Source organism: Sporolactobacillus shoreae, assembly GCF_004684935.1.
Taxonomy (GTDB): Bacteria; Bacillota; Bacilli; order Bacillales; family Sporolactobacillaceae; genus Sporolactobacillus; species Sporolactobacillus shoreae.
The window spans coordinates 110,365-132,728 of sequence record NZ_SRJD01000002.1 but is presented as its reverse complement, the minus strand read 5'-3'; the positions used below and the strand labels follow the sequence as shown (position 1 = coordinate 132,728).

19 protein-coding genes and 3 pseudogenes are annotated in these 22,364 nt (G+C 43.3%); 5 read left to right on the top strand and 17 right to left on the bottom strand.

The window, feature by feature from the left end:
• Nucleotides 1-165: 165 nt before the first annotated feature.
• The 3 genes from E4665_RS02555 to E4665_RS02545 all read right to left on the bottom strand — a co-directional run bounded on the left by E4665_RS02555 (nt 166) and on the right by E4665_RS02545 (nt 2,307).
• On the bottom strand, nt 166-525 hold the full coding sequence (locus E4665_RS02555; RefSeq protein WP_241654631.1) for a 3D domain-containing protein: 360 nt from the start codon (nt 523-525) through the stop codon (nt 166-168).
• Nucleotides 526-699: 174 nt separating this feature from the next.
• Nucleotides 700-1,308 carry a hypothetical protein gene (locus E4665_RS02550; RefSeq protein WP_135347242.1) on the bottom strand — a complete coding sequence of 203 codons (609 nt, stop codon included), beginning with the start codon at nt 1,306-1,308 and terminating at the stop codon, nt 700-702.
• A 117-nt stretch (nt 1,309-1,425) separates the two neighbouring features.
• Nucleotides 1,426-2,307 (bottom strand): LysR substrate-binding domain-containing protein, encoded by an 882-nt coding sequence (locus E4665_RS02545; protein WP_135347241.1) that lies wholly within the window; start codon nt 2,305-2,307, stop codon nt 1,426-1,428.
• Nucleotides 2,308-2,441: 134 nt separating this feature from the next.
• Here E4665_RS02545 and E4665_RS02540 point away from each other — a divergent pair.
• From E4665_RS02540 to E4665_RS02530, 3 genes and pseudogenes are all read left to right on the top strand, one after another.
• Nucleotides 2,442-4,094: pseudogene (locus E4665_RS02540) on the top strand (malolactic enzyme); the annotation flags it as partial.
• Between the two features lie 22 nt (nt 4,095-4,116).
• Nucleotides 4,117-5,088 (top strand): AEC family transporter, encoded by a 972-nt coding sequence (locus tag E4665_RS02535; protein WP_135347239.1) that lies wholly within the window; start codon nt 4,117-4,119, stop codon nt 5,086-5,088.
• A 242-nt stretch (nt 5,089-5,330) separates the two neighbouring features.
• Nucleotides 5,331-5,876, top strand: coding sequence for a phosphoribosyltransferase family protein (locus tag E4665_RS02530; RefSeq protein WP_135347238.1), 546 nt, complete (start codon nt 5,331-5,333; stop codon nt 5,874-5,876).
• A gap of 6 nt (nt 5,877-5,882) precedes the next feature.
• Here E4665_RS02530 and E4665_RS18420 read toward each other — a convergent pair.
• The 3 genes and pseudogenes from E4665_RS18420 to E4665_RS02520 all read right to left on the bottom strand — a co-directional run.
• Nucleotides 5,883-6,011 (bottom strand): annotated as a pseudogene (locus E4665_RS18420) (nucleoside hydrolase); the annotation flags it as partial.
• 78 nt (nt 6,012-6,089) lie between these two features.
• A complete protein-coding gene (locus E4665_RS02525; RefSeq protein WP_135347237.1) occupies nt 6,090-7,037 on the bottom strand; it encodes a nucleotidyl transferase AbiEii/AbiGii toxin family protein in 948 nt (315 codons plus the stop codon).
• The gene (locus E4665_RS02520) at nt 7,006-7,659 is read right to left on the bottom strand and encodes a helix-turn-helix domain-containing protein (RefSeq protein WP_135347236.1); all 654 of its coding nucleotides are present in this window, start codon (nt 7,657-7,659) and stop codon (nt 7,006-7,008) included. The genes E4665_RS02525 and E4665_RS02520 overlap by 32 nt, the downstream gene beginning before the upstream one ends.
• Before the next feature lie 139 nt (nt 7,660-7,798).
• Between E4665_RS02520 and E4665_RS18415 the strand changes: the two are divergent.
• Nucleotides 7,799-7,888, top strand: a pseudogene (locus tag E4665_RS18415) (adenine phosphoribosyltransferase); the annotation flags it as partial.
• 6 nt (nt 7,889-7,894) lie between these two features.
• Here E4665_RS18415 and E4665_RS02510 read toward each other — a convergent pair.
• From E4665_RS02510 to E4665_RS02490, 5 genes are all read right to left on the bottom strand, one after another.
• A complete protein-coding gene (locus E4665_RS02510; protein WP_135347235.1) occupies nt 7,895-8,833 on the bottom strand; it encodes a nucleoside hydrolase in 939 nt (312 codons plus the stop codon).
• 188 nt (nt 8,834-9,021) lie between these two features.
• Complete coding sequence (locus tag E4665_RS02505; RefSeq protein WP_174845435.1) at nt 9,022-10,104, bottom strand: BMP family lipoprotein; 1,083 nt, start codon at nt 10,102-10,104, stop codon at nt 9,022-9,024.
• A gap of 376 nt (nt 10,105-10,480) precedes the next feature.
• A complete protein-coding gene (locus E4665_RS02500) occupies nt 10,481-11,380 on the bottom strand; it encodes an ROK family protein (protein WP_167815081.1) in 900 nt (299 codons plus the stop codon).
• A gap of 50 nt (nt 11,381-11,430) precedes the next feature.
• Complete coding sequence (locus E4665_RS02495) at nt 11,431-12,804, bottom strand: APC family permease (RefSeq protein WP_135347233.1); 1,374 nt, start codon at nt 12,802-12,804, stop codon at nt 11,431-11,433.
• A 24-nt stretch (nt 12,805-12,828) separates the two neighbouring features.
• On the bottom strand, nt 12,829-13,905 hold the full coding sequence (locus E4665_RS02490) for an ROK family transcriptional regulator (protein WP_135347232.1): 1,077 nt from the start codon (nt 13,903-13,905) through the stop codon (nt 12,829-12,831).
• A gap of 478 nt (nt 13,906-14,383) precedes the next feature.
• Here E4665_RS02490 and E4665_RS02485 point away from each other — a divergent pair, with 478 nt between their 5' ends.
• Entirely contained in the window at nt 14,384-14,947 is a 564-nt protein-coding gene (locus E4665_RS02485) for a sigma-70 family RNA polymerase sigma factor (RefSeq protein ID WP_167815080.1), read from the top strand.
• A gap of 205 nt (nt 14,948-15,152) precedes the next feature.
• On the opposite strand, the gene E4665_RS02480 is transcribed toward E4665_RS02485, so the two are convergent.
• The 6 genes from E4665_RS02480 to E4665_RS02455 all read right to left on the bottom strand — a co-directional run bounded on the left by E4665_RS02480 (nt 15,153) and on the right by E4665_RS02455 (nt 22,340).
• On the bottom strand, nt 15,153-16,280 hold the full coding sequence (locus tag E4665_RS02480; RefSeq protein WP_135347230.1) for a glycosyltransferase family 4 protein: 1,128 nt from the start codon (nt 16,278-16,280) through the stop codon (nt 15,153-15,155).
• Between the two features lie 347 nt (nt 16,281-16,627).
• Nucleotides 16,628-17,725 carry an ABC transporter ATP-binding protein gene (locus tag E4665_RS02475; RefSeq protein ID WP_135347229.1) on the bottom strand — a complete coding sequence of 366 codons (1,098 nt, stop codon included), beginning with the start codon at nt 17,723-17,725 and terminating at the stop codon, nt 16,628-16,630.
• Between the two features lie 43 nt (nt 17,726-17,768).
• Entirely contained in the window at nt 17,769-19,748 is a 1,980-nt protein-coding gene (locus E4665_RS02470; RefSeq protein WP_135347228.1) for a glycoside hydrolase family 125 protein, read from the bottom strand.
• 13 nt (nt 19,749-19,761) lie between these two features.
• Nucleotides 19,762-20,589: a carbon-nitrogen hydrolase family protein gene (locus tag E4665_RS02465; protein ID WP_167815079.1), complete on the bottom strand. Its 828-nt coding sequence runs from the start codon at nt 20,587-20,589 to the stop codon at nt 19,762-19,764.
• 30 nt (nt 20,590-20,619) lie between these two features.
• Complete coding sequence (locus E4665_RS02460) at nt 20,620-21,447, bottom strand: carbohydrate ABC transporter permease (RefSeq protein WP_135347226.1); 828 nt, start codon at nt 21,445-21,447, stop codon at nt 20,620-20,622.
• A gap of 2 nt (nt 21,448-21,449) precedes the next feature.
• Nucleotides 21,450-22,340, bottom strand: a complete 891-nt coding sequence (locus tag E4665_RS02455; RefSeq protein ID WP_135347225.1) for a carbohydrate ABC transporter permease — start codon at nt 22,338-22,340, stop codon at nt 21,450-21,452.
• Between the last annotated feature and the right edge of the window lie 24 nt (nt 22,341-22,364).

Here is a 22,364-nt window from a genome sequence, read left to right as displayed (position 1 = left end):
TACAAAACGTACCTACTTACTATAATATCTCATGACGGATAACAAACGATTCAAATACTAATTCAGTTGACGGCTTTCAATTAAATCCTTTTTTTGACGAAGGGAAAAGAGAATCGGGGAGAAAAGCTCATTGCTTTTCTCCCCGATTCTTCATCTCTATGAAATTCAATTCCTGTAAATCGTTATTTTCACATTTTTTCTGCCCCACATGAGTGCCTGGTGGCGCGATTTGAAATGAATGTCGATCTTCTTGCCCTTGATCGCTCCGCCGGTGTCTCGGGCAATGGCGATGCCATAGCCCGGAATTTTCACTTTGGAACCAAGTGGAATGTATCGGGGATCGACAGCGACGACTTTCGCATTCGGATACTTTTTGAAGCTGAAGCCTGTGGCCGTCCGTCCCATTTCACAGTATGCTGATGCTGAAACCGTCATTGATTTTGTTGGTGTTTGGGCCTGTGCCTGATCAGAGAATCCGGATATGATCAAAAAGGCAATGGCAAGCGTCATTAGGATTTTTCTCAAATTCGTACTCCTCACTCTTCCTTTATGACTATAATTTACCAGTTGAATGTGACAGGCATGTAACAGGCACATAACAAACCTATTTTGATTCAATGACAGCTTTGGTAACGTTTACTTCATTGACTGCGAAAAAGAGCACCTGCCTAAGCAGATGCCCTCGCTTAAAAAATGTTGTTATTTTCTAATCCCAGCGCCCTGAAATCCGCTGATTTCTTCATTACTTGGCTTGCTCACGACAAGAACTTTCTTACCATTCTTCGTGTTCAGCTTCAACGTTTGTGTCAGCTTTCCAAAGGTTTGCGTGCCATCCCCGCGGAGCGTCACATGGTTTAAATACAGCGTATTATTTTTCACGACAATATCGCTGAGCTTAACAAATCCCGCTACCGTTTCTGGATCATCATTGTAAAAAATACCACTATTCGTGATCATAATCTGATAGACAATATGTTTCGTCTTGTTGCCCAAATACCAGGATCCCTCAAAATCTTTGTAGGTAGCGAACCGGGATTTTGAAAGGTCTCGGACATTGATGTAACCGGCTGTTTTGCTGTAGGTGACGCGGATGAAGCCCTTTGACGGTTTGTAGCGGAGATAGAGCTTCGCATTCGTCGGCAAAGTCCGGATGACTTTGGAACCTTTTTTATCTTTGTAAAGATGTGTACTCTGCGTCGTGTAATAAGTGACGGCTTTCGGAACCGCAGCAGAGGCAAACGATGAAAAGGTCAGACTGGAAAACAAAAGAGCCGTGATGATGAGTAACGCTGAAAGACGCTTTTTCATTTTAAAAACTCCTTTGTAATACGAATGTAATATTAATGAAACATTTGTAATATAAGTGTCTTCCAGCACCTCGTCAACTATAAATTGGAAACTGTAACCATTCAGACACACCTCACACTACAGCTTATTCTCTGTCAGCAGATCGACAATCCCCTTCTGCATCGGTGTCAAGATATGGTTTGCCCGATAAGCAAGCGAGATCAGAAATTCCGGTTGTTTTTCATCGCTCAACTCCAGCGCGACCACCGAATCAGCAGGAAAGACTGCCATTTCTGTAAGAAAACTGATGCCGACGTTATTAGCAACCATTCCTTTAATGATCTGGATATCATTGGACCGGTAAATAATTTCCGGTTTTCTCCGCATTCTTCGCGTGAGGAGATGGAACGCAGTGGAATGAACGAAGCCCTCGTCGAGCTGTATAAACGATTCATGGATCAAATCTTTAAAAGCCACTGTCCTTTTTTCAGCCAGTGGATGCTGCGGGCCAACAATGATTTTAAATTGTTTACGGGCAAGTCCCAGCTGCGTCAGCCGTGCATCCTCAATTGAGCGGACCGAACCGAGCAGCGCCATATCGAGCTGGCCATTGATCAGCCTGTTCAGAAGCACTTTTGATCCATTCTCATAGGTTTCCAGATTCTGAAGCAATTTTTTTTCGGATAACCGAGCGGACAAGAACGGGAAATAATAGCTGCCGATAATCGGCGGTAGACCGAACCGGACTTTCTCCTTATTCAACGCCCGGATTTCCGACCGGGCAGTCTTCAGCTCCTGCAAAATCTGTTCCGCGTGCTTTTCAAACTGTCTGCCGCTTTCTGTGAAAATCAGTTCCTTATGGGACTGGTCACGGATAACCAGCTGCGTATCCAGCTCCTTCTCCAGCCTCTGGATCGCCGCCGTAATCGTCGGCTGGCTCACGTTGAAGTATTGCGCCACTTTTGTAAAATTATTTTCATGATACAGGCGTGTAAAATAACTCAGCTCTTTGATGTTCACGCGAAAACTCCTTATTGACCGGCTTCTATCCCTCATATTATCAAAATATATCATGACCCGAAAGTTTGACTATAGTTTTTGAGACTTGTTAAAGTGCTCTTTGTGATGAAAAATATTTTCGCTCAAGGAGGAAAAACACCATGGCATTATCCGCACAGGAAATTCTGAATAACCCTTTTCTGAATAAAAACACAGCTTTTACCAAAGAAGAACGCAAAGCCTTCAATCTTGAAGGCGTGCTTCCGCCAACCGTCCGCACGATTGAAGAGCAGGCGGTGCAGGTATACGGCCAGTACCAAAGTAAACCAACCGACCTTGAGAAAAGAATCTTCCTAATGAATTTATTCAATACAAACCGCACATTATTTTATCATCTCATGAGCGAGCACGTCGTTGAATTCATGCCGATCGTCTATGATCCGACGGTCGCTGATTCGATTGAACAATACAATGAACTTTTTCTCAAACCGCAGGATGCGGCATTCCTGTCAATCGACGAGCCGGAGAACCTTGAAGCCACTCTGAAAAACGCGGCGGGCGGCCGTGATATCCGTTTGATCGTCGTCACCGATTCAGAAGGTATTCTCGGTATTGGCGACTGGGGCGTGAACGGTGTGGATATCGCCATCGGCAAGCTGATGGTCTACACCGCCGCTGCCGGCGTTAATCCGGCGCAGGTGCTTCCGGTCGTCATTGACGCTGGTACGAATAACGAAAAACTTCTGAACGATCCGCTCTATCTCGGAAACCGACACAAACGCGTCCGCGGTGCTGAATATTACGATTTCATTGATCAGTTTGTCAAAACTTCCGTCAAATTATTCCCTGAAGCGCTGCTGCACTGGGAAGACTTCGGCCGTTCGAACGCGGCGACGATTCTTGAAAAATATCAGGACAAGATTACCACGTTCAATGACGATATCCAGGGGACAGGTATTGTCGTTCTGGCCGGCCTGCTTGGGGCGATGAACATTTCCAAAGAAAAACTGACCGATCAGCGTGTTCTGATATTCGGTGCGGGCACTGCTGGCGTCGGTATTTCCAACCAGATTCTGGACGAGCTGAAGCGTCAAGGTCTGTCCGAAGAAGAAGCGAAAAGCCATTTCTTCCTCGTCGATAAACAAGGCCTGCTCTTCAGCGATACACCGGATCTGACACCCGGCCAGAAAGCCTTTGTCCGTCAGCGTTCCGAATTTAAGAACAGTGAAGAACTTACAAGCCTCGAAGCTGTGGTCAAAGCCGTTCACCCGACGATCATGATCGGGACATCCACACAGCCCGGCGCTTTCAAAGAATCCATCATTAAAGAAATGGCCGCTCATGCGGATCGTCCGGTGATCTTCCCGCTCTCCAACCCGACCAAGCTGGCGGAAGCGAAAGCTGAAGACCTGATTGCCTGGACCGACGGCAAAGCGCTTGTCGCGACCGGAATTCCAGCCGCTCCCGTTGAGTTCAAAGGTGTCACTTATGAGATCGGACAAGCCAACAATGCGCTGATGTATCCGGGACTGGGCTTCGGCATCATCGCCTCAACCGCGAAACGGGTCAATGGAGAGATGTTGTCGCAGGCAGCTCACGCTTTGGGTGGCATCGTGGACACCACGCAGCCCGGAGCTGCCGTCCTGCCTCCGGTTGCGAAGCTGACCGAATTCTCTCAGACCATCGCCGAAGTCGTTGGCCAGAGTGTCCTCGACCAGAAGCTGAACAAAGAAGCCATTACAGACATCAAGCAAGCCGTTGTTGATATGAAATGGGAACCAAAGTACACCGAGCTGAGCTTAGGTTAAGCTTAAGAGAGGGGGAGCATCCGTGGTATTTCTACAGTCTATCCAGAGCGTCATCACCATTATTCTCATGATCGCCGTGGGCTATTTCCTGAAGAAGTTCAAATGGTTCGATGACAATTTCGGCAAAAGCATTTCTTCATTAATTACAAAAATTGCGCTGCCGGCATCCATCTTTGTATCCGTACTGAAGTATCTGACCCGCGACAGTCTAATTCAGTTATCCGGCAGCCTGATCTATCCGGTCATCGCTGTGACGATTTCCTACATCATCGCTTTCGGACTCGTGAAACTGTTAAAAATTCGTCCGGGGCGCCGCGGTATTTTCATGAACGCCGTGGTGAACGCCAATACCATATTCATTGGCTTGCCGCTGAATATCGCCCTGTTCGGCGAGAAAAGCCTGCCGTATTTCTTGATTTACTACATCACCAATACCGTTTCAACCTGGGCATTCGGTGTCTTCCTGATCTCTAACGACGACCCCACGAAAGACAAGTCCAAAGACAAAGGGCCGCATAAGATCAATTGGAAAAAAATACTGCCGCCTCCGCTGCTCGGCTTTATTGCTGGTCTGGTTTTCCTGCTCGCCGGCATCCCGATCCCGGGCTTCATTAATTCGACGCTGACCTACGTCGGCGGAATCGTCACACCGCTGTCCCTGATCTACATCGGAATTGTCCTGTATAACGCCGGGCTCTCAAGCATCCGCTTTGACCGCGACACGATCTTTGCCCTAGTAGGCCGTTTCGTGATCTCACCGTTTATCCTGATCGTACTGATCCTGACGGGTACGCATCTTTCAGGTGTCCAGCTGCCGACAATGCTGACACAAACACAGATCGTCCAGTCGGCAACCCCCATGCTGGCCGTCCTGCCGATTTTGGCGAACGAGTCACATGGCGACGTCAAGTACGCCACTAATGTCGTGACAACAAGCACGGTCCTGTTTGTTATTGTCGTTCCAGTGCTCATGCAGCTTATACAGTTTGTTTGATCCGTACTTTTAAGTAAAACCGGCAATTTCCAATCAGGGAATTGCCGGTTTTTTTATTTGCGAGCATGAAAAACCCTCTGCGTGCTCAAGCATGCTTCAGGTTTACCAGCCACTTTCGGGGTGACCCCATAATTTTGTGTCCAAAATTATGGGGTCACCCCGAAATGATGCGGTGTTTTGTTGCTTCAATTTTTTCCCAATGCTATAATCTGCCCATATCGATTAATTGAGGAGAAAATATCATGTCTTTTTATCACTTGAATGTAGCAGGCGTGGAACGGGACCTGCCAATGGTCAGAATTACCGATGATCTTGAAATAGCGAGTTTTGTCATTCTTGGCGATGCGGAGCTGATCATTCATGCAGCTGCGGCGCTTAAGGACAAGCTGCCGGAAGCTGATTATCTGATGACAGCAGAGGCGAAGGGTATTCCTCTTGTCCAGGAGCTAGCGCGCATCCTTGGGATGAAGCGTTATTTCGTCGCAAGAAAGAGTATCAAGCCGTACATGGCCGAGCCCTTCGTCACTGAAGTCTTTTCCATCACAACGCAAAAAAAGCAAATTCTGTGCCTTGATAATGAAGAAAGTAAGCTGATCGAAGGAAAACGTGTCATCATCATTGACGACGTGATCAGTACCGGCGACTCGATTAAAGCACTGGAGTCACTTGTCTTAAAAGCCGGCGGACGGATTGCCGGAAAAGCAGCAATTCTCGCGGAGGGGAATGCGGCTGATCGTGAAGATATTATTTATCTTGAAAAGCTGCCGATCTTTCCGGTGAAACGGTAAGTCCAGTCACGCTTTTTTGGCGAGCTCAATAATTGATGCAAAAAACGCTTCCGTATCGACATCATAGACAACTTCAACAGGACGTCCATCGTCCACGGCCTCAATCTTACCCTGGCTTGGTTCATCGACATGAACCTTGGTCAGGGCCTTTTTTGCTTGTTATGCACCCTATGATGCATTCAGTGATTGTTTAAAATTTCGACATAGAATCGATTAAGCATATGTGTAACGAATTTCAATTGGAATCAGCCCGGATTCAGAAATCTCTTTTAAGTTTTCGATCACTTTTTCATAACTGATCTTTTTTGTCCCAGGAAAAAACAATTGAGTTGTTTTTGCTGTTTCATAATCAGACTTGAATTTGTTTTCATCAACAATACGACACACTGCGTCAGATAATCGATAGCCATTCGCCGAAGAAACAGCTCGTCCACTTTTTGAGCGTTCTTCAGCCACCCGCTGAAACAGTGGGCTAATAATGTCCCTGTCGAAATCACTATGTCTATAAATCATATATAGATCATATAAATGGCGTGAATTCCGATCGTATTTTTTAGCCTCGCTATAATCGCAAAGAGCAAAGACCTTATCAACAAATGTTCGTTCGATACTTTGCACCTGGATTGTGAAAGGTCTTAATTCATACTTGTCCAATGTTGCGGTATCATGTGTTTTTATCAAATAATCAGAAATGTAATTTGTTACTTCCATTGCATGAGATGGGAATGATTTCAAACGAACGTATGTCTCCACAAAAATAATTCTCGGAAAGCCTTCCTCATTGATTTTGTTCGGATAAGAAAACTTATAACGATTAAAATCCAGGCCGCTTTTTATCTCATCTTCGTTTTCAAGTACCATCTCGACTTCATGAGCCGCATCAACAATGGACTGTTTTAGTTTCTTTTTGTTTGAACCGCTGTTTGGTATCGTACTTTTAAAATTAATATCAATGTCTTCTGAGAAACGATTAATGAGATGATAACATTTGCTTAATGATGTTCCGCCTTTAAAAATAATATCTGGAAAAAATGACTGAATTGACCGGAGCAGTAATGAAACAAAGTAATCTTTTTCAATGATTGATGCATCCAGTCCAGTATCCTCTGCCACGACTTTAACTATTTCATTAAAGAACTGCTTGTTCTGGTGACACTTCATTTCTTAAGCCACTCCTCAGTACCATGGTTTGGACTTTATAACTATAGGCCTGCAGACACTTATTAAATTCTTTTTTACTCAATGGTGTGTCTTTTAAATAGTTAATCAAGATTTCCAGTGATTCTTCAAGTGAGTATTCGCTGTAATACTGGAATTTACTGATCAAATCAAATACCTGAAGCAGTTTGTAGTTACTATTGTTGACCGGGACTCGCGGTTTCCTCAAGAATACAGAAGATTCGCCGAATTTAACTTCCCTCACTGCCGTCTTTTCTTTGTTCGTCGAGATTTCAAACACCGGTGAGTTTTGCACAGTCAGGCCTAAAGCGTTGGCAAGCCATAATCCGGACCGATAGCCCATCCTATTTCCGCTTTGATCAAATAAATATTTTTTCTTAAGAATGTCATTAAGGCTCAAAACAGATTTAAATACTGCTTTCGGATTTGGTTTATAATAGATGCCCTTTTTCTTTTCATAGCGAACAATCATTCCGGAATCAGTCGCCCTTTTTAAATATTGTCGCAATGTGTTTGGATTCATGTTTAATTCTTTTTTTAGCTCCTCAACGAGGATAGGCTCTTCAAATTTATAATTATTTTCCAAATACTTCTGCAGATCCATTTGTCATCACCTCTTACTTAAGAGTATACCTTGATGTAACGTATTTATACAAATATTTTATAAACTTGTGTATCAAAATCTGTTCGTCCTATAAACCATTTTGCATCGTTCTGTTATTTTCTACTATGTACGTACCGGAAAAGCCGCAATTCTCGCGGAGGGGAATGCGGCTGATCGTGAAGATATTATTTATCTTGAAAAGCTGCCGATCTTTCCGGTGAAACGGTAAGTCCAGTCACGCTTTTTTGGCGAGCTCAATAATTGACGCAAAGAACGCTTCCGTATCGACATCATAGACAACTTCAACAGGACGTCCATCGTCCACGGCCTCAATCTTACCCTGGCTTGGTTCATCGACATGAACCTTGGTCAGGGCCTTTTTGGTTTTAACTAAATCTGGATTACCGGCCGCCATCGTTGTCAAAACGTCCCAGAGGAAGTAGGTCGCATTCGTTTCAAGGTGAACCAGCGGCGGAACGGCCGCATAGCACTGCCCGATAAAATCAATACCAGTATATTTCCGCAGTGCGGCCCAGCTATTTCGAACCGGCACCGTCAGCGGCACCTGGTTCGTGCTTTCAAGGGCAACCATCCGGATGTTCAGACTGCTTTCCCATACCCTGGCGACTGCGTATGGATCCCAGAAGGCGTTCCATTCCGCCGAACCGTCATGTTCCGGCTCCTGAACATTGCCGACGGGATTCAGCGTTCCACCCATCCAGATCAGTTGTTCTATTTTATCCTCAATATCTGGTGCTTCATCCAGTGCACGCGCGATATCCGTAAGCGGCCCGGTGCAGAGCAGCGTTGTTTTTCCGTCATTATCCCTCACCTTTTTGATCAGGTGCTGATGGGCAGGGAGCTCGCTGACCGGAGCTTCTACTTTCCCCGATTCATTCAAGAGCGGCAGCGCATTAACGAAGAAGGATCGCATCCGCCATTCTTTCGGAAAAGCGTTCACGCCTCTGGAACTTGAGCGCGCCACCTCCACCTGCTCACTGCCGAACCGGTCGATGATCTTGCGGCTGGCCTCCGTGCCCGGTGTTAGAAATCCGTCCGCCGGTATGACAGATACACCGCTCAGTGTCACATCGTCCATCTGCGTGAGCAGAAAGAGCGATACGAGATCATCAATATCCGCGTCATGGACAAAATAGATGGTTTTTCTGGTCATGATCTTCTCTCCCCTGTTAGACTTTAGGTTTTGTTAAACGTGTCTTTTATTTTTTCGATCCAGGCTTTCGCTTTCCGCGGGCGATCCATAGAGAAGCAAAATCGCGTTCAACTTTAAAACCAAATAGAAAAAACAAACGGCGGAGAAGGACAAACCTCTCCCACCGTTCAGATCAAGCTGATTCATCTTTATTTTGATAACGAAGCAACATAGGCCGCATATTCTTTGTCTGTTGTCGGTACAACGATGCTGCCCTTAATGATGTCCTGTTGATATTTTTTCACCTGATCAAGCACAGCCGGTTTGACATTTTTCGTCGTCGGCGCGATACCCACACCGTTTTCAGCCAGGCCGTATTCGATTACCTTGCCACCCTGGTACTTGCCGGCTTTGGCTTTCGTCGCTGCATCATAGATCGCCTGATCGACACGTTTGACCATCGAAGTCAGTGTCACGTTTTCAGGAAGGCCCTGGTCATACTGATCTCGGTCAACACCGATGACCCAGACCTTTTTGCCGCTCTTTGTCCGTGACCGGGCTTCCGTGAAGACGCCGTTGCCGGTGTCCCCGGCCGCCGCATAGATGATATCGGCACCCTTGCTGTAAAAAGTGGACGCAATGTTCTGACCTTTATCCGGTGCGTTGAATGCGCCGGCGTACTGCGTATAAATCTGCGCTTTCGGGTTGACGGTCTTAACTCCAGCCTTAAACCCGCTTTCAAATTTCTTAATCAGCGCGGTATTGACACCGCCGATAAAGCCAACCTTGTTTGTCTTTGTCGTCAGCCCGGCAACAACACCGACGAGGAATGAGCCCTGCTGTTCCTTGAATGTCAGGTTCGTCACATTCTTCAGAGGCTTGTTATTCTTGTCCACTGCAACGCTGTCGACAATGGCAAAATGCGAATCCGGATGCTGCGGGGCGATCGTCTGAAGATCACTCTGCATCTGGAAACCAATCGCGACAATCAGATTATATTTCTGCATCACAAGCTGATTCAGGTTCGGAGCAAAATCACTCGGCTGCTGTGATTCAAGATACTTAACGTCTGAGCCTGTCTTAAGCTTATTGTCCTTCGCGAATTTGCTCAGGCCTTCCCACGAAGACTGATTGAACGATTTATCGCTCACACCGCCGATACCTGTTACCATGGCTACCTTGAAAGGCGCTTTTTGAGAGTCTCCGGATTTACCCGCGCTGCTGCCGCACCCGGACAAAACGAGCGCCAGAGCCATCACACATGCCATCAATACCGCTGCCTTCTTTAACACAAAACATCCTCCTGCTCATCCAGTTATTTACATCAATATATGTACTATAAAGTATTATTCGGCAAAAAGGAACACCATTCGACAAAATATTTGCGAATATTTTTGTTTGATTAACTATTAATGTTCGTCTTTCATATGATTATTCCCCTTTTTCATTACAGAAAAAGACAGTCCATTCTTATTCTCGAAAATGTTTATCACACTATCAGAATAAAGGGAAGAAGGCATAAAAAGAGATTGACCTCAAGATACTGAGGTAATCTCATATGGATTAAACTAAAAAAGTACGGGAGAAGTCCCTCGTACTTTTAAATCCCCAGCCTCTTCTGATAACCGGCATTTTAAGAATATCTAGCCATCCGGCTTAATGGATGCATTAATCCGTATTTGCCGAGAAGGCTAACTCCATAGCTCCATATAAACTGGCATCCTGTAAAAAATTGGAGCGGACTAAGTCAGGCGGATAGGGAACGTTCTCTACAAGTGCGGACATAATCGGATCATGAAGCAGTTGGTATGATGCTGCCATACCGCCACCGATTGCAATTTTCTCCGGATTCCACATAATGGCCAGATTAGCGACCTGATACCCGATTTCATGACCGATCTCAGATATAAACGTCCTCGTTTCCGGATTCGGCTGACTCATTTCGAATATTTCCTTCGTGGTCAGTGTTTTGCCATACTGATCAGCATAGCGTTTTGCGATACCGGAACCGCTGGAGAATTCTTCAAAAGAGGCATGACCGGACTTGAAGGTTGCCGTGTCATCCCTGCTCTTCATCAGATAACCGATTTCACCCGCAGCTCCGCTATGTCCGCGCATCACGCGGTTTCCAGCAGTAAATCCGGCTGAAATGCCGGTACCGAAGTTAACATAGAGACCATAATCTGTCCCCTTCAAATTCCCTTGCCTCAGCTCAGCCAAAGTCGCAGCCTTGACGTCATTTTCAATCACAATCGGGACATGAAATGCATCAGTTAAAATACGGTGGACATTGAGTTCTTCAATTCCAATCAGATTGGGGGCGAGCTCGACGCGATCCTGAATCACTACACCGCACATACTGACACCGACAGCGGTCAATGTGCAGTCATTGACACTTTTCAACAAACGATTGCCCATTTCGATGACCTGGCCAAGCAATGCCGCGGCTGGCAACCCTGATGACCGGATTCTGTCTCTCTTCACTATTCTGCGTTCTGTATTTGCGAGCGCAGCACCTACTTTTGTTCCGCCAAAATCGTATGCCAGAATGACCTCCGATTGACCCATCAGACTTTCACCTTCTATTGCAGTTGGATTGATCTCTATATCATTATGAATCATTGTTGCAGTGTTTTGAACGTCTCATGAATTTTCTTCTCGCCAAAAGGCCAGTCATGATGCACGCGGGCCCAGATCAGAAAGACTCCGAAACCAATAACCGTCCAAGCAACAGCCAGACTTATTGCAGACCAGCCGGACGAATAAAAAACATAGCCCCATCCGATAAAAGCAATGATGCTTGGGATCGGATACAACCACTGTTTATAAGGACGCTTTAAATCCGGGCGGCGTTTGCGAAGAACCGTCAGGGCAAAGATCTGGCCGATAAATTGAACAACAATAATCAGCGCCATCAAGGCATTAATAATGGTTGAAAGATCAAAGAAGCAGCAGATCGCCATGACCAGGCCCATAATCAGCAAAGATACGTTTGGAAACTGATACTTGGGATGGAGCTTAGCAAATGCTTTGAAAAACAGCCCGTCTTTAGCCGCGTTATAGGGAAGACGTGAGGCCCCAAGCAGTCCTGTATAAACGGACGCAAAGCAGGTCCAGATAATCAACAAGGTAATGATCACCGCACCGGGAGTCCCCCAAATGTGCGCCATCAGCAGGCTGCCGATATTGGTGCTCTTCATCGCTGTCTGCCACGGAATAACACCGATGATTCCGATATTCATTAACAGATCAATGGCCGTAACGAGCAATATTGACAGAATGACGACACGAGGAATAGTCCGGCCAGGATTTTTCAATTCATCTCCCAGATAACAGCTGGTGTAATAGCCCATGTAGTCATAGATGGTTAAAAGCATGCCTCCGCCAAGACCGGCAAAGAAGCTGGCTGGTGCAAAGGCATTTTGAGGGAAGCTAAAGGCCAGGTGCGGGTTGAAATGGGTTAGTCCTGTGCCAATGACCATGACAACAGTCACAATCATACCGATCCAAAGGACAATAGTTATTTTGGCCACCGAAGTCACCCGACGGTACAGAAGCGCGATCGTGATGATCGTGACGGCTACTGCAACAAGCTTCGTCTCAAGCGGTGTGATATGGGGAAAGAAATAGCCAAAATAATTGGCGAGCCCGATCACGCCTGTGGCCATCATCATTGGTGTTGCGATCAATGTCGACCAGATGAATAGAAACGGCATGAGCTTTCCTGTCCGGTACTGGAACGCTTCGCGCAAATACACGTATGTACCACCTTCACCGGGGAGTGCGGAGCCAAGTTCGCTCCAGACAAGCCCGTCTAAGAGGGCAAGCAAAGCCCCGGCAATCCAACCGAACATCGCTTGCGGACCGCCCATGGTGGACAAAATGATTGGGATGGTTATAAAGGGACCGGCACCCATCATCTGTGACATATTAATCGCTGTCGCCTGTACCGTACCAATACTGCGAACTAATCCATTGCCTGACTTTTCCATAACTATTCACCTCTGCAAAGTTATTTAATAGATTTCCTGTTCCCGAAGATACCGATATAATCCTTCCACAGAACCGATAGCCGCTGCATCCTGACCTAAAACAGAATAAGAGATCTCAGCCGGCAGTGGAGTGTAAAGCTCCACTCTTTTCTGGACCTGATCGATTATGGGCTGCAGAATCTCCTGATACGATCCACCGATGATAATCTTCTCAGGATTCAATAAGCTGGATACATTGGCTATGACGACAGCTAATAGAGTAACCAACTGATCATGAATTTCCCGCGTTATTTTCTCAGCTGTAAGCAGCGTCGTGATTTTTTTTTCAAAAGTTCCGAATCTCCCTGCAGCGTAGGTATCGTTTTGATCGATATCGCTTTTTTCCAGTGTATAGCCGATCTCTCCTGCCGCCTGATCGGCACCGGAGACTAACTCACCATTCGCAATAATCGCCGAACCAACACCGGTTCCGATCGATACATAGAACAGATTATCAATCTGTCTGCTTTGTCCCACCCATCTTTCGCCGAATGCCGCGGCATTCACATCGTTCATCACAAATACATTGAGATCTGTAATATCAGCCAATGCCTCAACCAAATTAAGATTCTGCCAGTCGAGTGAAGGTGCATCGACAACAATCTCATGATCTTTCACAAACGAGGGCACAGAAATGCCAATTCCTACTAAGCTTGTCCCTTCATCAGATAATTCTTTTAGAAATTTTTTTAAAATAGCTTTAAATTCTTCCAGATTGTGGTTACACGAAAAAATACGGGTAATCGTTACGTTTCCATCCAAATCTGTGAGTACCATGCGCGAACATTCTCCCTGAAGATCAATGCCGATACCGAAAGCAGACCGTGGATTAAAGCCCAGCATTGTGCCCTTTCTTCCGCCATTGACGGTTGACTCCCCTGTACCTAATTCAATAACCGATTGATCCGCAATTAAATCGTTCACGATCATGGAAACCGTTGAACGGCTTAATGAAAGCCTTCTTGAAATAACTGCCCTGCTGACAGGTTGATAACGCTTAATGACATCCAATACACGCCGACGATTGATATTCCTGACCAATTCCATATTTCCCGTTTTCACAGCAGGCCCTCTTTCCGTAAATTTAAGTTTGTTTGGTCTAAGAACAAACTAACTAATGACATTATTATAATTCTGGTTAAAGAAAATAAACTGTTTTTGTTATATTTTCTGACATAGTTTTTATCAGACAGAAATCCTTACCACTGTTTGATCAACCCTCATATCATCAATAGTTAAACAAGATCACTCAAGCCTTTACTTTTTTGTATCCCGTGTGGAAATAAATTCGACCGACACATCCCAATTTGTGAACAAATTTCGAATTCCTCTTTTTTTCAATTCGGATAATTGAAAAAAATGGTAGACAACTTTCACCAATTTCTGATATATATTGAATAAGCAAGACATTTTAACCACATCAAATTTCCTACAGCGGCCGGCTGCCCGCATCTCTTCTATTTCGCAGCTTCTTTCAGCAAGGCCATTCAATGACATCTGGATGCTCCAGAGCAAATTCACAAACGAGAGGATATTGTTCATGAAGTTTTCTGAAACTTTGTCACCCGTCTGTCATCGGTCCCGAGAAATCGCTTACGAAACCTTACTGAAGAAATTCAATCCGCTGATTCATTCCCAGGTAAAGAGATTTTGTGAGGAACATCCTTATCTGAAAGGGAACCACGAGGAAGATCTGAAACAGGAGGCTAGGGAAGCCCTCTGGAGAGCTGATGATGCTTTTGATGTGGATCTGGTACCTAAGGAATACAATACCTGCTCAAGATTTATTGCGTATTTGAAAACAACCATTGACCGGAGATTGAAGCGCTATTTGGACAAGCATTATAAATACCACACAAGACATAACTTCGAAGATTCCATTGAAGAATACATGGCGCCGGATGATTTCCAGCAACAAGTCGTTTTGGAATGCCTGCTCGCAACTCTGGACCGCAACGAACGCAGCTTTTATCATCTGCATATGATTCAGGGCTACACGATCCAGCAAATCGCCGACATCCATGGCGTCCATCGCAGTACCGTCCGTAAATGGAAGAAGAGCACCTTCGCCAAATTAAGCCTCAGATACAAAGAGGATGAGTAATCATTACTTTTAATCTTAAGGCTTTGTTAAACTTGTCTGTTGTTTTTTGCTTCAGGTGCTCGCTTTCCGCGGGCGATCCCGCAGGAGTCTCGCGCCTTCCGCTCCAATCAACGAAGAGCAAAAGCAACATTAATTTAAACATAGCCAATCTTAATAACATGAAGAGCCGGAGGGGAAATTTACCTCCGGCTCTATTTCTTCATTATTATTGGTGATCCAATTCATGGATCAGGAAATCATGCAATATCTTGGCGGCGTTCTCCCAGGTGTATTTCCGTGCATTTGCCAAGCCTTTGTCGATCATGTCCTGCCGCAACTCGAAATCGGTTAATACCCGGGTCACTGCTTCCGCGATCTGATCAATGTCCAGAGGATCGACGAGCAGTGCGGCATCACCGGACACCTCAGGCAATGAGGAAACATTGGACGTGATGACCGGAGTTCCGGCCGCCATCGCCTCTAAAATAGGGATACCGAATCCCTCATACAGCGAGAGAAACAGCTTCAGATCGGCCAACTGGTAAAACGCAGCCTTGTCTGAGTCGTCCACTTTCCCGACAAACCGGACATACGGCTGAATACCCAATTTCTCCGCCAATTGCTTCAGCGGTTCATTAGCGTTCGTAATGACCAGATGAAAGGAATCTTTCAGCGTGTCCGTTAACCGGGCATACGCTTTGATAACTGATTCCACATTCTTATGTTTTCTTGATGAACCGAAGTAAAGGATGAACTTGTCCGGAAGCTGATAGTTCTCCCGAACGGATTTCAGTCGATCTGAATCAATCGGTGTATTGAACGCGGCAAAGTCTACGCCATTAGGAATGATATGTATGTTATTTTCTGGAATCTGAAAGTAATCCGAGATGTCCTTTCTGGAATACTCGGACACGGTTAAAATCTCATCCGAACGCTTCACTGCATCCTGAACACGCGCCAAATACTGATTCCTGATTGCCTCATTCTCCATTTCGGTTTTCAGAGGAATTAGGTCATGAATCGTTGCCACGACTTTTCCATCTAACTTCACTCTGGGCAATTTATAATTAAAAAATACGTGGACATCATTTTTTCTGTGGCAAATCTGACGCATCGAAAGAGGCAGCAGCTTCAGCCGGACGTTATACATCCATCGGGCCGGCAAATAACAAATTTTCGTCGAAAACCGAAACCGCTTGAAGTCTTTTCTTCTTAGCCCCGGAGTAAAAAAAATATGTCCCGTGCAATCTAAGTCGTCATATTTCATAAGTTCCATAATGATTTTGTTTCCAAATACGCCAATGCCCGTACTGAAGTGATTCACGTCCTGCATTCCGAAGTTTACATTAAGCATTAAGGTGCTCACCTTTCCATTGATATTGGAGCCATGTTCTTATTGATACATCCAATTTATCAAGCACAAGAATATCATACCTATATTAATGAAAACCATTAGTTTCAATAAAAATTTATTAACGTATACTTTTCTGACGACTGGGATGCCTCGATAACTTCCACTCTCGCGAAGTAAAGAGTCACTGATCCTCGTTGAATCAGCAAATAAAGCGTCAAAAAATTCCACCTAAAAAAGCAGGTGGAGGTTTTTTGGCGCTTACGAAATAAAAAGAAGAACTATACGCTACTTCAATCACGTGTATAAAACCTGACTATTTTAATGGATCATGTATTTTCGCTACATCCTTATATTATCAACTTCCCTGTTTCCGGATCAAAGAAACGCATTTTTTGCATGTCAAAAGCTAATTTAATTTCATCACCACTTTTAAAATCTCCGGATTTAACTTTGACCACTAGATCAACATTATTAATTTTGGTGTACAGAATGCATTCAGAGCCCAATAATTCAGCAACATCTATCTTGGCTGTAAGAACAGTACTTGAATCACTGCTGTCATCATGTTCAAGATGAATATCTTCAGGACGTATTCCAGCCACCAATTCTACTCCAAAATAGTTCTTCTTTTTCAATACCGCCTGCTTGTTTTCGGGCAGTGAAATCGTATGATTACCGATGTGTATTTGGCCCTCCAAAGACAGCATAGCGGGAATAAAATTCATTGCTGGTGAACCAATAAAACTACCCACAAAAATATTGGCTGGATTATCGTATATTTCTTTGGGTGTACCAATTTGCTGAATTTCACCTTCTCTCATAATGACGATACGATCTGCCATTGTCATTGCTTCCGTCTGATCATGTGTGACGTAAATTGTTGTTGCATTTAATCTTCTGTGCAGCTTAATTATTTCTGAACGCATTTGTATTCTTAACTTAGCATCCAAATTAGATAATGGCTCATCCATTAAAAAAACCTTTGGATTCCGCACCATTGCTCTTCCCAAAGCAACACGCTGTCTTTGTCCGCCAGATAAAGCTGTTGGTTTACGATTCAGAAATTCATTGAGTCCGAGAACATTTGCGGCCTCTGTTACACGCCGATTAATTTCATCTTTCTTGAATTTTCTTATTTTGAGTCCAAAAGCCATATTCCCGTAAACAGTCATATGCGGATATAGCGCATAATTCTGAAAAACCATCGCAATATCTCTGTCTTTAGGTGCTGCCTCATTCACTCGTTTCTCATTTATGTACAAGTCTCCTTCTGAAATTTCTTCAAGTCCGGCAATCATTCTCAGGGTAGTTGACTTTCCACAGCCTGACGGTCCAACAAAAACAATAAATTCTCGGTTTTCAATACTCAAATTCATATCTTTTACTGCAAAACTTTTCCCATTTTTATATCTTTTTTTTATGTGATTCAGAACAATACGAGACATCCTTTTCCACCTCGACTATTTTTTGTTAGTTGAACATCAAAAGTCATAAATCGCCCAATAAAGCGTGTTTATTCTTCTTAAATAACAGAAATAGCGATATAAAAGCACCTGGCCATGAAAACCATTGTCGAGACTCAACTTCTCCAGATTGTTCGTTGATCGCTTCAGGAAACAAACCATCCCATTGTACTAGTCTTTCTATTTTTTCAAGTACATCAATGTATAACTTTCTATTTTTTGTTAGATAAAAAAATATTAATTGTTGAGCACTTCCTAAAGGCCAAGGATGAGGAGTGTGCAGAGAGCCTAACCCGCCAAACTTTCCGCTGTAATAACCGCCTTTATTCTTTTCAGAAAAAGCAAACTGCATGGTGTTCAACCAGCACTCATCGTCAATCTTGCAGAAATTCCAGATTGGTGCTAATACTGTGGGCAAGTCATTGGCATCATGATAAAAAGTATCGTTTCCTCTTAAATCAGTTAAATAAGCAAATACTCTTTTATCATCAATTAATGCACTGAATTTTTTGATGGTATCTTTTTTTATCCGGCTTGCCCAATCCGACAAGTTTTCCTTATAGAAAGAAAACCGCTTATTTAACTTGTCTAATTCAGTTAAGGTCTTCCATAGTAAAACTTGACTTGAAAAGTGATACGGATAAGCAACATGATCGTCTGCCGGCGTCTCTCCTGTACCAAATAACCAATAATCCTGGGCCTTGTAATCTAATAACAAATTGAGTATTTCTCTTATGGCAGGAACTGATTGATTGACCAACAAATCATCATTTGTTGTTTGATAGTAATCACACAACTCTAGTAAGGGATAACATTGCTGATCAAGCTGAAAAACGCCATCTTTATATTTACCATTTGTAAAATAGGCGCGTCCCCAATAGCCGTTTGGTCTTTCGGCAGTCTGAAACATCCAAGTAATATGACCCTTAACAATACGAAAATCATTTTCAGCACTTTCTAAGTGTTTTGCTCTTTCCTCGGACGCATTTAGTACAAGTAATTTCATCATATAGTAAGCGTCACGGTTCCAGGATAACGGTAATAATTGATGGTCTGTTATCACGCAATAAACGTCATTCCCAATAGGTACTGAACAACAAGATCGAATATAATCGATGTTTCGTTGAATAATAAGCGTTTCATTCTTTACAGGGTCAGTTGACTGCTCATGAATAATAACCTCCCAATTGATTGCCTTCACCCTGCTTTGAGTATTAAGCAGTACTTGTTTGATGCCTGCATCGGTTATTGGATCAAAAGAATAGATCATTGAAATCGTCTGTCTGCCCTTTTCGCTCAAACGGAGACTCCCATTATGAGAAAAGAACAGAGGTTTTGAGGAACTCATCTCACAATCAGGCAGAAGTAAAGGTTTCGTTCCATCGAATAATAAAATTCGCACCCGCGCAGGTAGATTAGGATTTAAAATATCCATCTGATGTCCCGAAATCTTCAAATAATTCTCGTTTTCAGGCATCATAACTGGGCCGCCCTCAGTTAACTGTCCGTAGCTGCTCCGATTTAAATTCAACTTTCCACTTATTTGAAAGGGTACCTCAATCAATTGGTCTGAACTGCTCTTAAAAATACAATGATGGATAAGATAAGATTGGTTATTCACCCTTTTCGAAAGAAACAATGAGAATACTCGTAGCATGGGATATTCATGAACAAATAACGGGATTGTATGATTTACGTAATATATATTTGTCTTTGACGGCGGAGTTAATGTTGAGATTCCAAAATCCCCACTGTGATGTAAATCTGCCACTTTAGTTCTATATTCGCGTACAAACTTACTATCAAACCACTTATCGTTTGGAAATGGATCGATCGAATTGAGTGTGATATATCCCTGCTCTGAATGGACCGAGTTTAAAGAGCGTAATAATCCTTTGTCGCTGATACTTGCCGAAAGCGAACCACAACCCGTGTCGATGGGCTTCTTATTCTGTTTATCTAACAGTTTGTGCACTTCTATTTTTTGATTTTGATCTGGAATCATGGATTATTCCTCTTTATGAGTTAGCTTCTGTTTGAGAAAGGAGCTGATAGAGCTCCGGTCTTCTATTTCGGAAAACGGGTTCCTGCTTTCTTTCACTGTCAATTTCTCCTAAAGCAATGAGACCCGTAACAACAGACTCCTGATCATTTCCCTCGCTAACTATTTCTCCCTTTGGGTTGACGATTTTACTTCGTCCGCAATAGATTATTCCACCTTCTTGCCCAACCCGATTGGATGCAACAGTAAAAACTTGATTATCTTGGGCCCTTGCCCGTGTTCTCAAATCCAATAGATACTCATAATTTTTAGGGATTACTGATGGAATAAATATGATTTGTGCTCCTTTAAGTGCGAGTATCCTGAACTGTTCTAAAAAAGCATGGTCATAACAAATGGCTACGCCAACAGGTATCCCAAAAACCTTGAAAATGGGAAAACTTGAACCTGATCGAAAATATTGATGTTCGGTAGGATACAAATGAGCTTTCCTATATTTTCCAACATATTCGCCTTTCTCATTTATAACGAACGCTGTATCGTATAATACAGCTTGTAAGTCTCTGTCTTTTTCAACAATACTTCCTACAATCGCTGTGTGATACTCTTTTGCTTTTTGGGATAAACGTGTTACAGTTGGCCCAGGAATTTCTTCAGCAAGCTCATAAAATTTATTCTGATCAATCTGCTCAAGATGATACCCGGTTGTAAACAATTCAGGAAAGCATAGAATGTCCGTTTTAGGTCCGTAATGATCCAATATTTTCTCTACTTTTTGGATATTGTCCTCTTTGTTCTCCATATTACAATCAATCTGTACCGTACCAATAGTCAATTTTTCCAAAACCATCACACCTTCTTCATTCTCTTTGTCTTATCCTTTTACCGCACCTGATGTTAATCCTTTTACAAAAAAACGCTGAAAGAAAACAAACATTAATAGTGTCGGTAACGTCCCGATAACAGCTGAAGCAAAAACAACTCCATAATTTGTACCCATTATGGGATCCCCTACATATTTATAGAGCATGACCGTAAATGGGAATTTATTTTGATCAAACAATGTGGTTAAAGGCATAATAAAGTCAATCCACGTTTGCATAAATGTAAACATGCAGGCAGCTCCGATGCCTGGCAGTGCAAGAGGCAATATGATACGAGTGAATGTTGTGTATACCGAGCACCCGTCAATAATTGCTGCCTCGCGTAACTCAGCTGGCAATTCTTTAAAAAATCCATGCATAATCCATATATTTAGCGGGATGGTCCGGGCGGCAAATATTAATATAAGCCCCGTATATGTGTTAATAAGATGCAGACTCTTTAAAATATCAAATAAAGGAACAATTGCTGCCATCCCTGGAATAAGTTGAGTCATTAAAATTCCAATGAGTAGCAATGCCTTCCCTTTGAATTCGAAATTAGCCAACGCATAGGCTGCAAGAGTTGCAAAAGTGACACTTATGATCAATGTACCGCCGGTAATAATCGAACTATTGATTAACCCCTGATAAATACCGCCCTGGTTCAAAGCGATCTGATAATTATTAAACTCAAAATCTTTGAACCAATTAAGTGTTGGAAAACTATTCAGGGCACGAGGCGTTTGCAAAGACATCACAAACATCCACAACACGGGCAATAGCCCTCCTAATGCAAAAACAGAGAGAATGACATAGGTTACTGTTAGCTTAGTCTTCATTTTTAGTCCCTTCTCTCCATAGTACTCATGCCAAAGCCACGAATATAAATCAGTGTTATAACAATGTTTACAATAAAAATGATTGTTGATATCGTGGCACCTAGCCCCAAATCGGATGACTGGAAGGCATTGTTCCACATGTACATGCCAATCACATTTGTAGCCCCAACCGGCCCACCTGCTGTCAGGACAAAGATTATACCGAATGAGTTAATCGTATAGAGAGTAATCATGATCAAAACTAACAAAGAGATATATTTTAATGCAGGCAAAGTAATGTATATAAATCTTTGGAAGACTGACGCACCATCAACCTCTGCAGCTTCATAGAGGGATTGCGGTATTCCCTGCATTGCTGATTCAAACATGAGCAGTGAAAAAGTTGTCCCCCACCATACATTCACTAAAATAACGACAGGTAAAGCCCAATGAAATAACCAATTTACCGGCTGTGCTCCAAACAGACTGATAATATAATTAATTACTCCAGATTGAGGATCGAGCATTCTTAACCATATTAGTGACACCACAAGTTCTGACAACGTGTACGGGAGAATAATCAGCGTTCGAAAGATGGCCCTTCCCTTTAAATCTTTCACACATAATAATGAAGCGATAATCAAACCCATTAAAAACTGTAAAAGGACAGATCCTCCTACATAAAGTACTGTCACTTTCAGTGAATTCATAAAAGCGGCATCTTGGAACAAGTGAATGTAATTTCCTAAACCAATAAACGTTTTTCCTGGAGCCAGCATTTGCTTGTTATAGAAGCTAAGGAAAAAAGCATTGAATACGGGATAGATTGAAAAAACAGCTAAGAGTGTTAAGGCAGGTAATAGAAGAACAATAGGAACTATTGAAATTTTTTGTTTTTTTAATATAGTTTGCATGCCATTACCTCATCTAATAAATAA

Bases quoted from the DNA above. Each gene is read 5' to 3' on its own strand.
- E4665_RS02550 (WP_135347242.1), bottom strand. From the start codon at position 1,308: ATGAAAAAGCGTCTTTCAGCGTTACTCATCATCACGGCTCTTTTGTTT.
- E4665_RS02530 (WP_135347238.1), top strand. From the start codon at position 5,331: ATGTCTTTTTATCACTTGAATGTAGCAGGCGTGGAACGGGACCTGCCA.
- E4665_RS02525 (WP_135347237.1), bottom strand. From the start codon at position 7,037: ATGAAGTGTCACCAGAACAAGCAGTTCTTTAATGAAATAGTTAAAGTC.
- E4665_RS02520 (WP_135347236.1), bottom strand. From the start codon at position 7,659: ATGGATCTGCAGAAGTATTTGGAAAATAATTATAAATTTGAAGAGCCT.
- E4665_RS02510 (WP_135347235.1), bottom strand. From the start codon at position 8,833: ATGACCAGAAAAACCATCTATTTTGTCCATGACGCGGATATTGATGAT.
- E4665_RS02500 (WP_167815081.1), bottom strand. From the start codon at position 11,380: ATGGGTCAATCGGAGGTCATTCTGGCATACGATTTTGGCGGAACAAAA.
- E4665_RS02495 (WP_135347233.1), bottom strand. From the start codon at position 12,804: ATGGAAAAGTCAGGCAATGGATTAGTTCGCAGTATTGGTACGGTACAG.
- E4665_RS02485 (WP_167815080.1), top strand. From the start codon at position 14,384: ATGAAGTTTTCTGAAACTTTGTCACCCGTCTGTCATCGGTCCCGAGAA.
- E4665_RS02480 (WP_135347230.1), bottom strand. From the start codon at position 16,280: ATGCTTAATGTAAACTTCGGAATGCAGGACGTGAATCACTTCAGTACG.
- E4665_RS02475 (WP_135347229.1), bottom strand. From the start codon at position 17,725: ATGTCTCGTATTGTTCTGAATCACATAAAAAAAAGATATAAAAATGGG.
- E4665_RS02470 (WP_135347228.1), bottom strand. From the start codon at position 19,748: ATGATTCCAGATCAAAATCAAAAAATAGAAGTGCACAAACTGTTAGAT.
- E4665_RS02460 (WP_135347226.1), bottom strand. From the start codon at position 21,447: ATGAAGACTAAGCTAACAGTAACCTATGTCATTCTCTCTGTTTTTGCA.
- E4665_RS02455 (WP_135347225.1), bottom strand. From the start codon at position 22,340: ATGCAAACTATATTAAAAAAACAAAAAATTTCAATAGTTCCTATTGTT.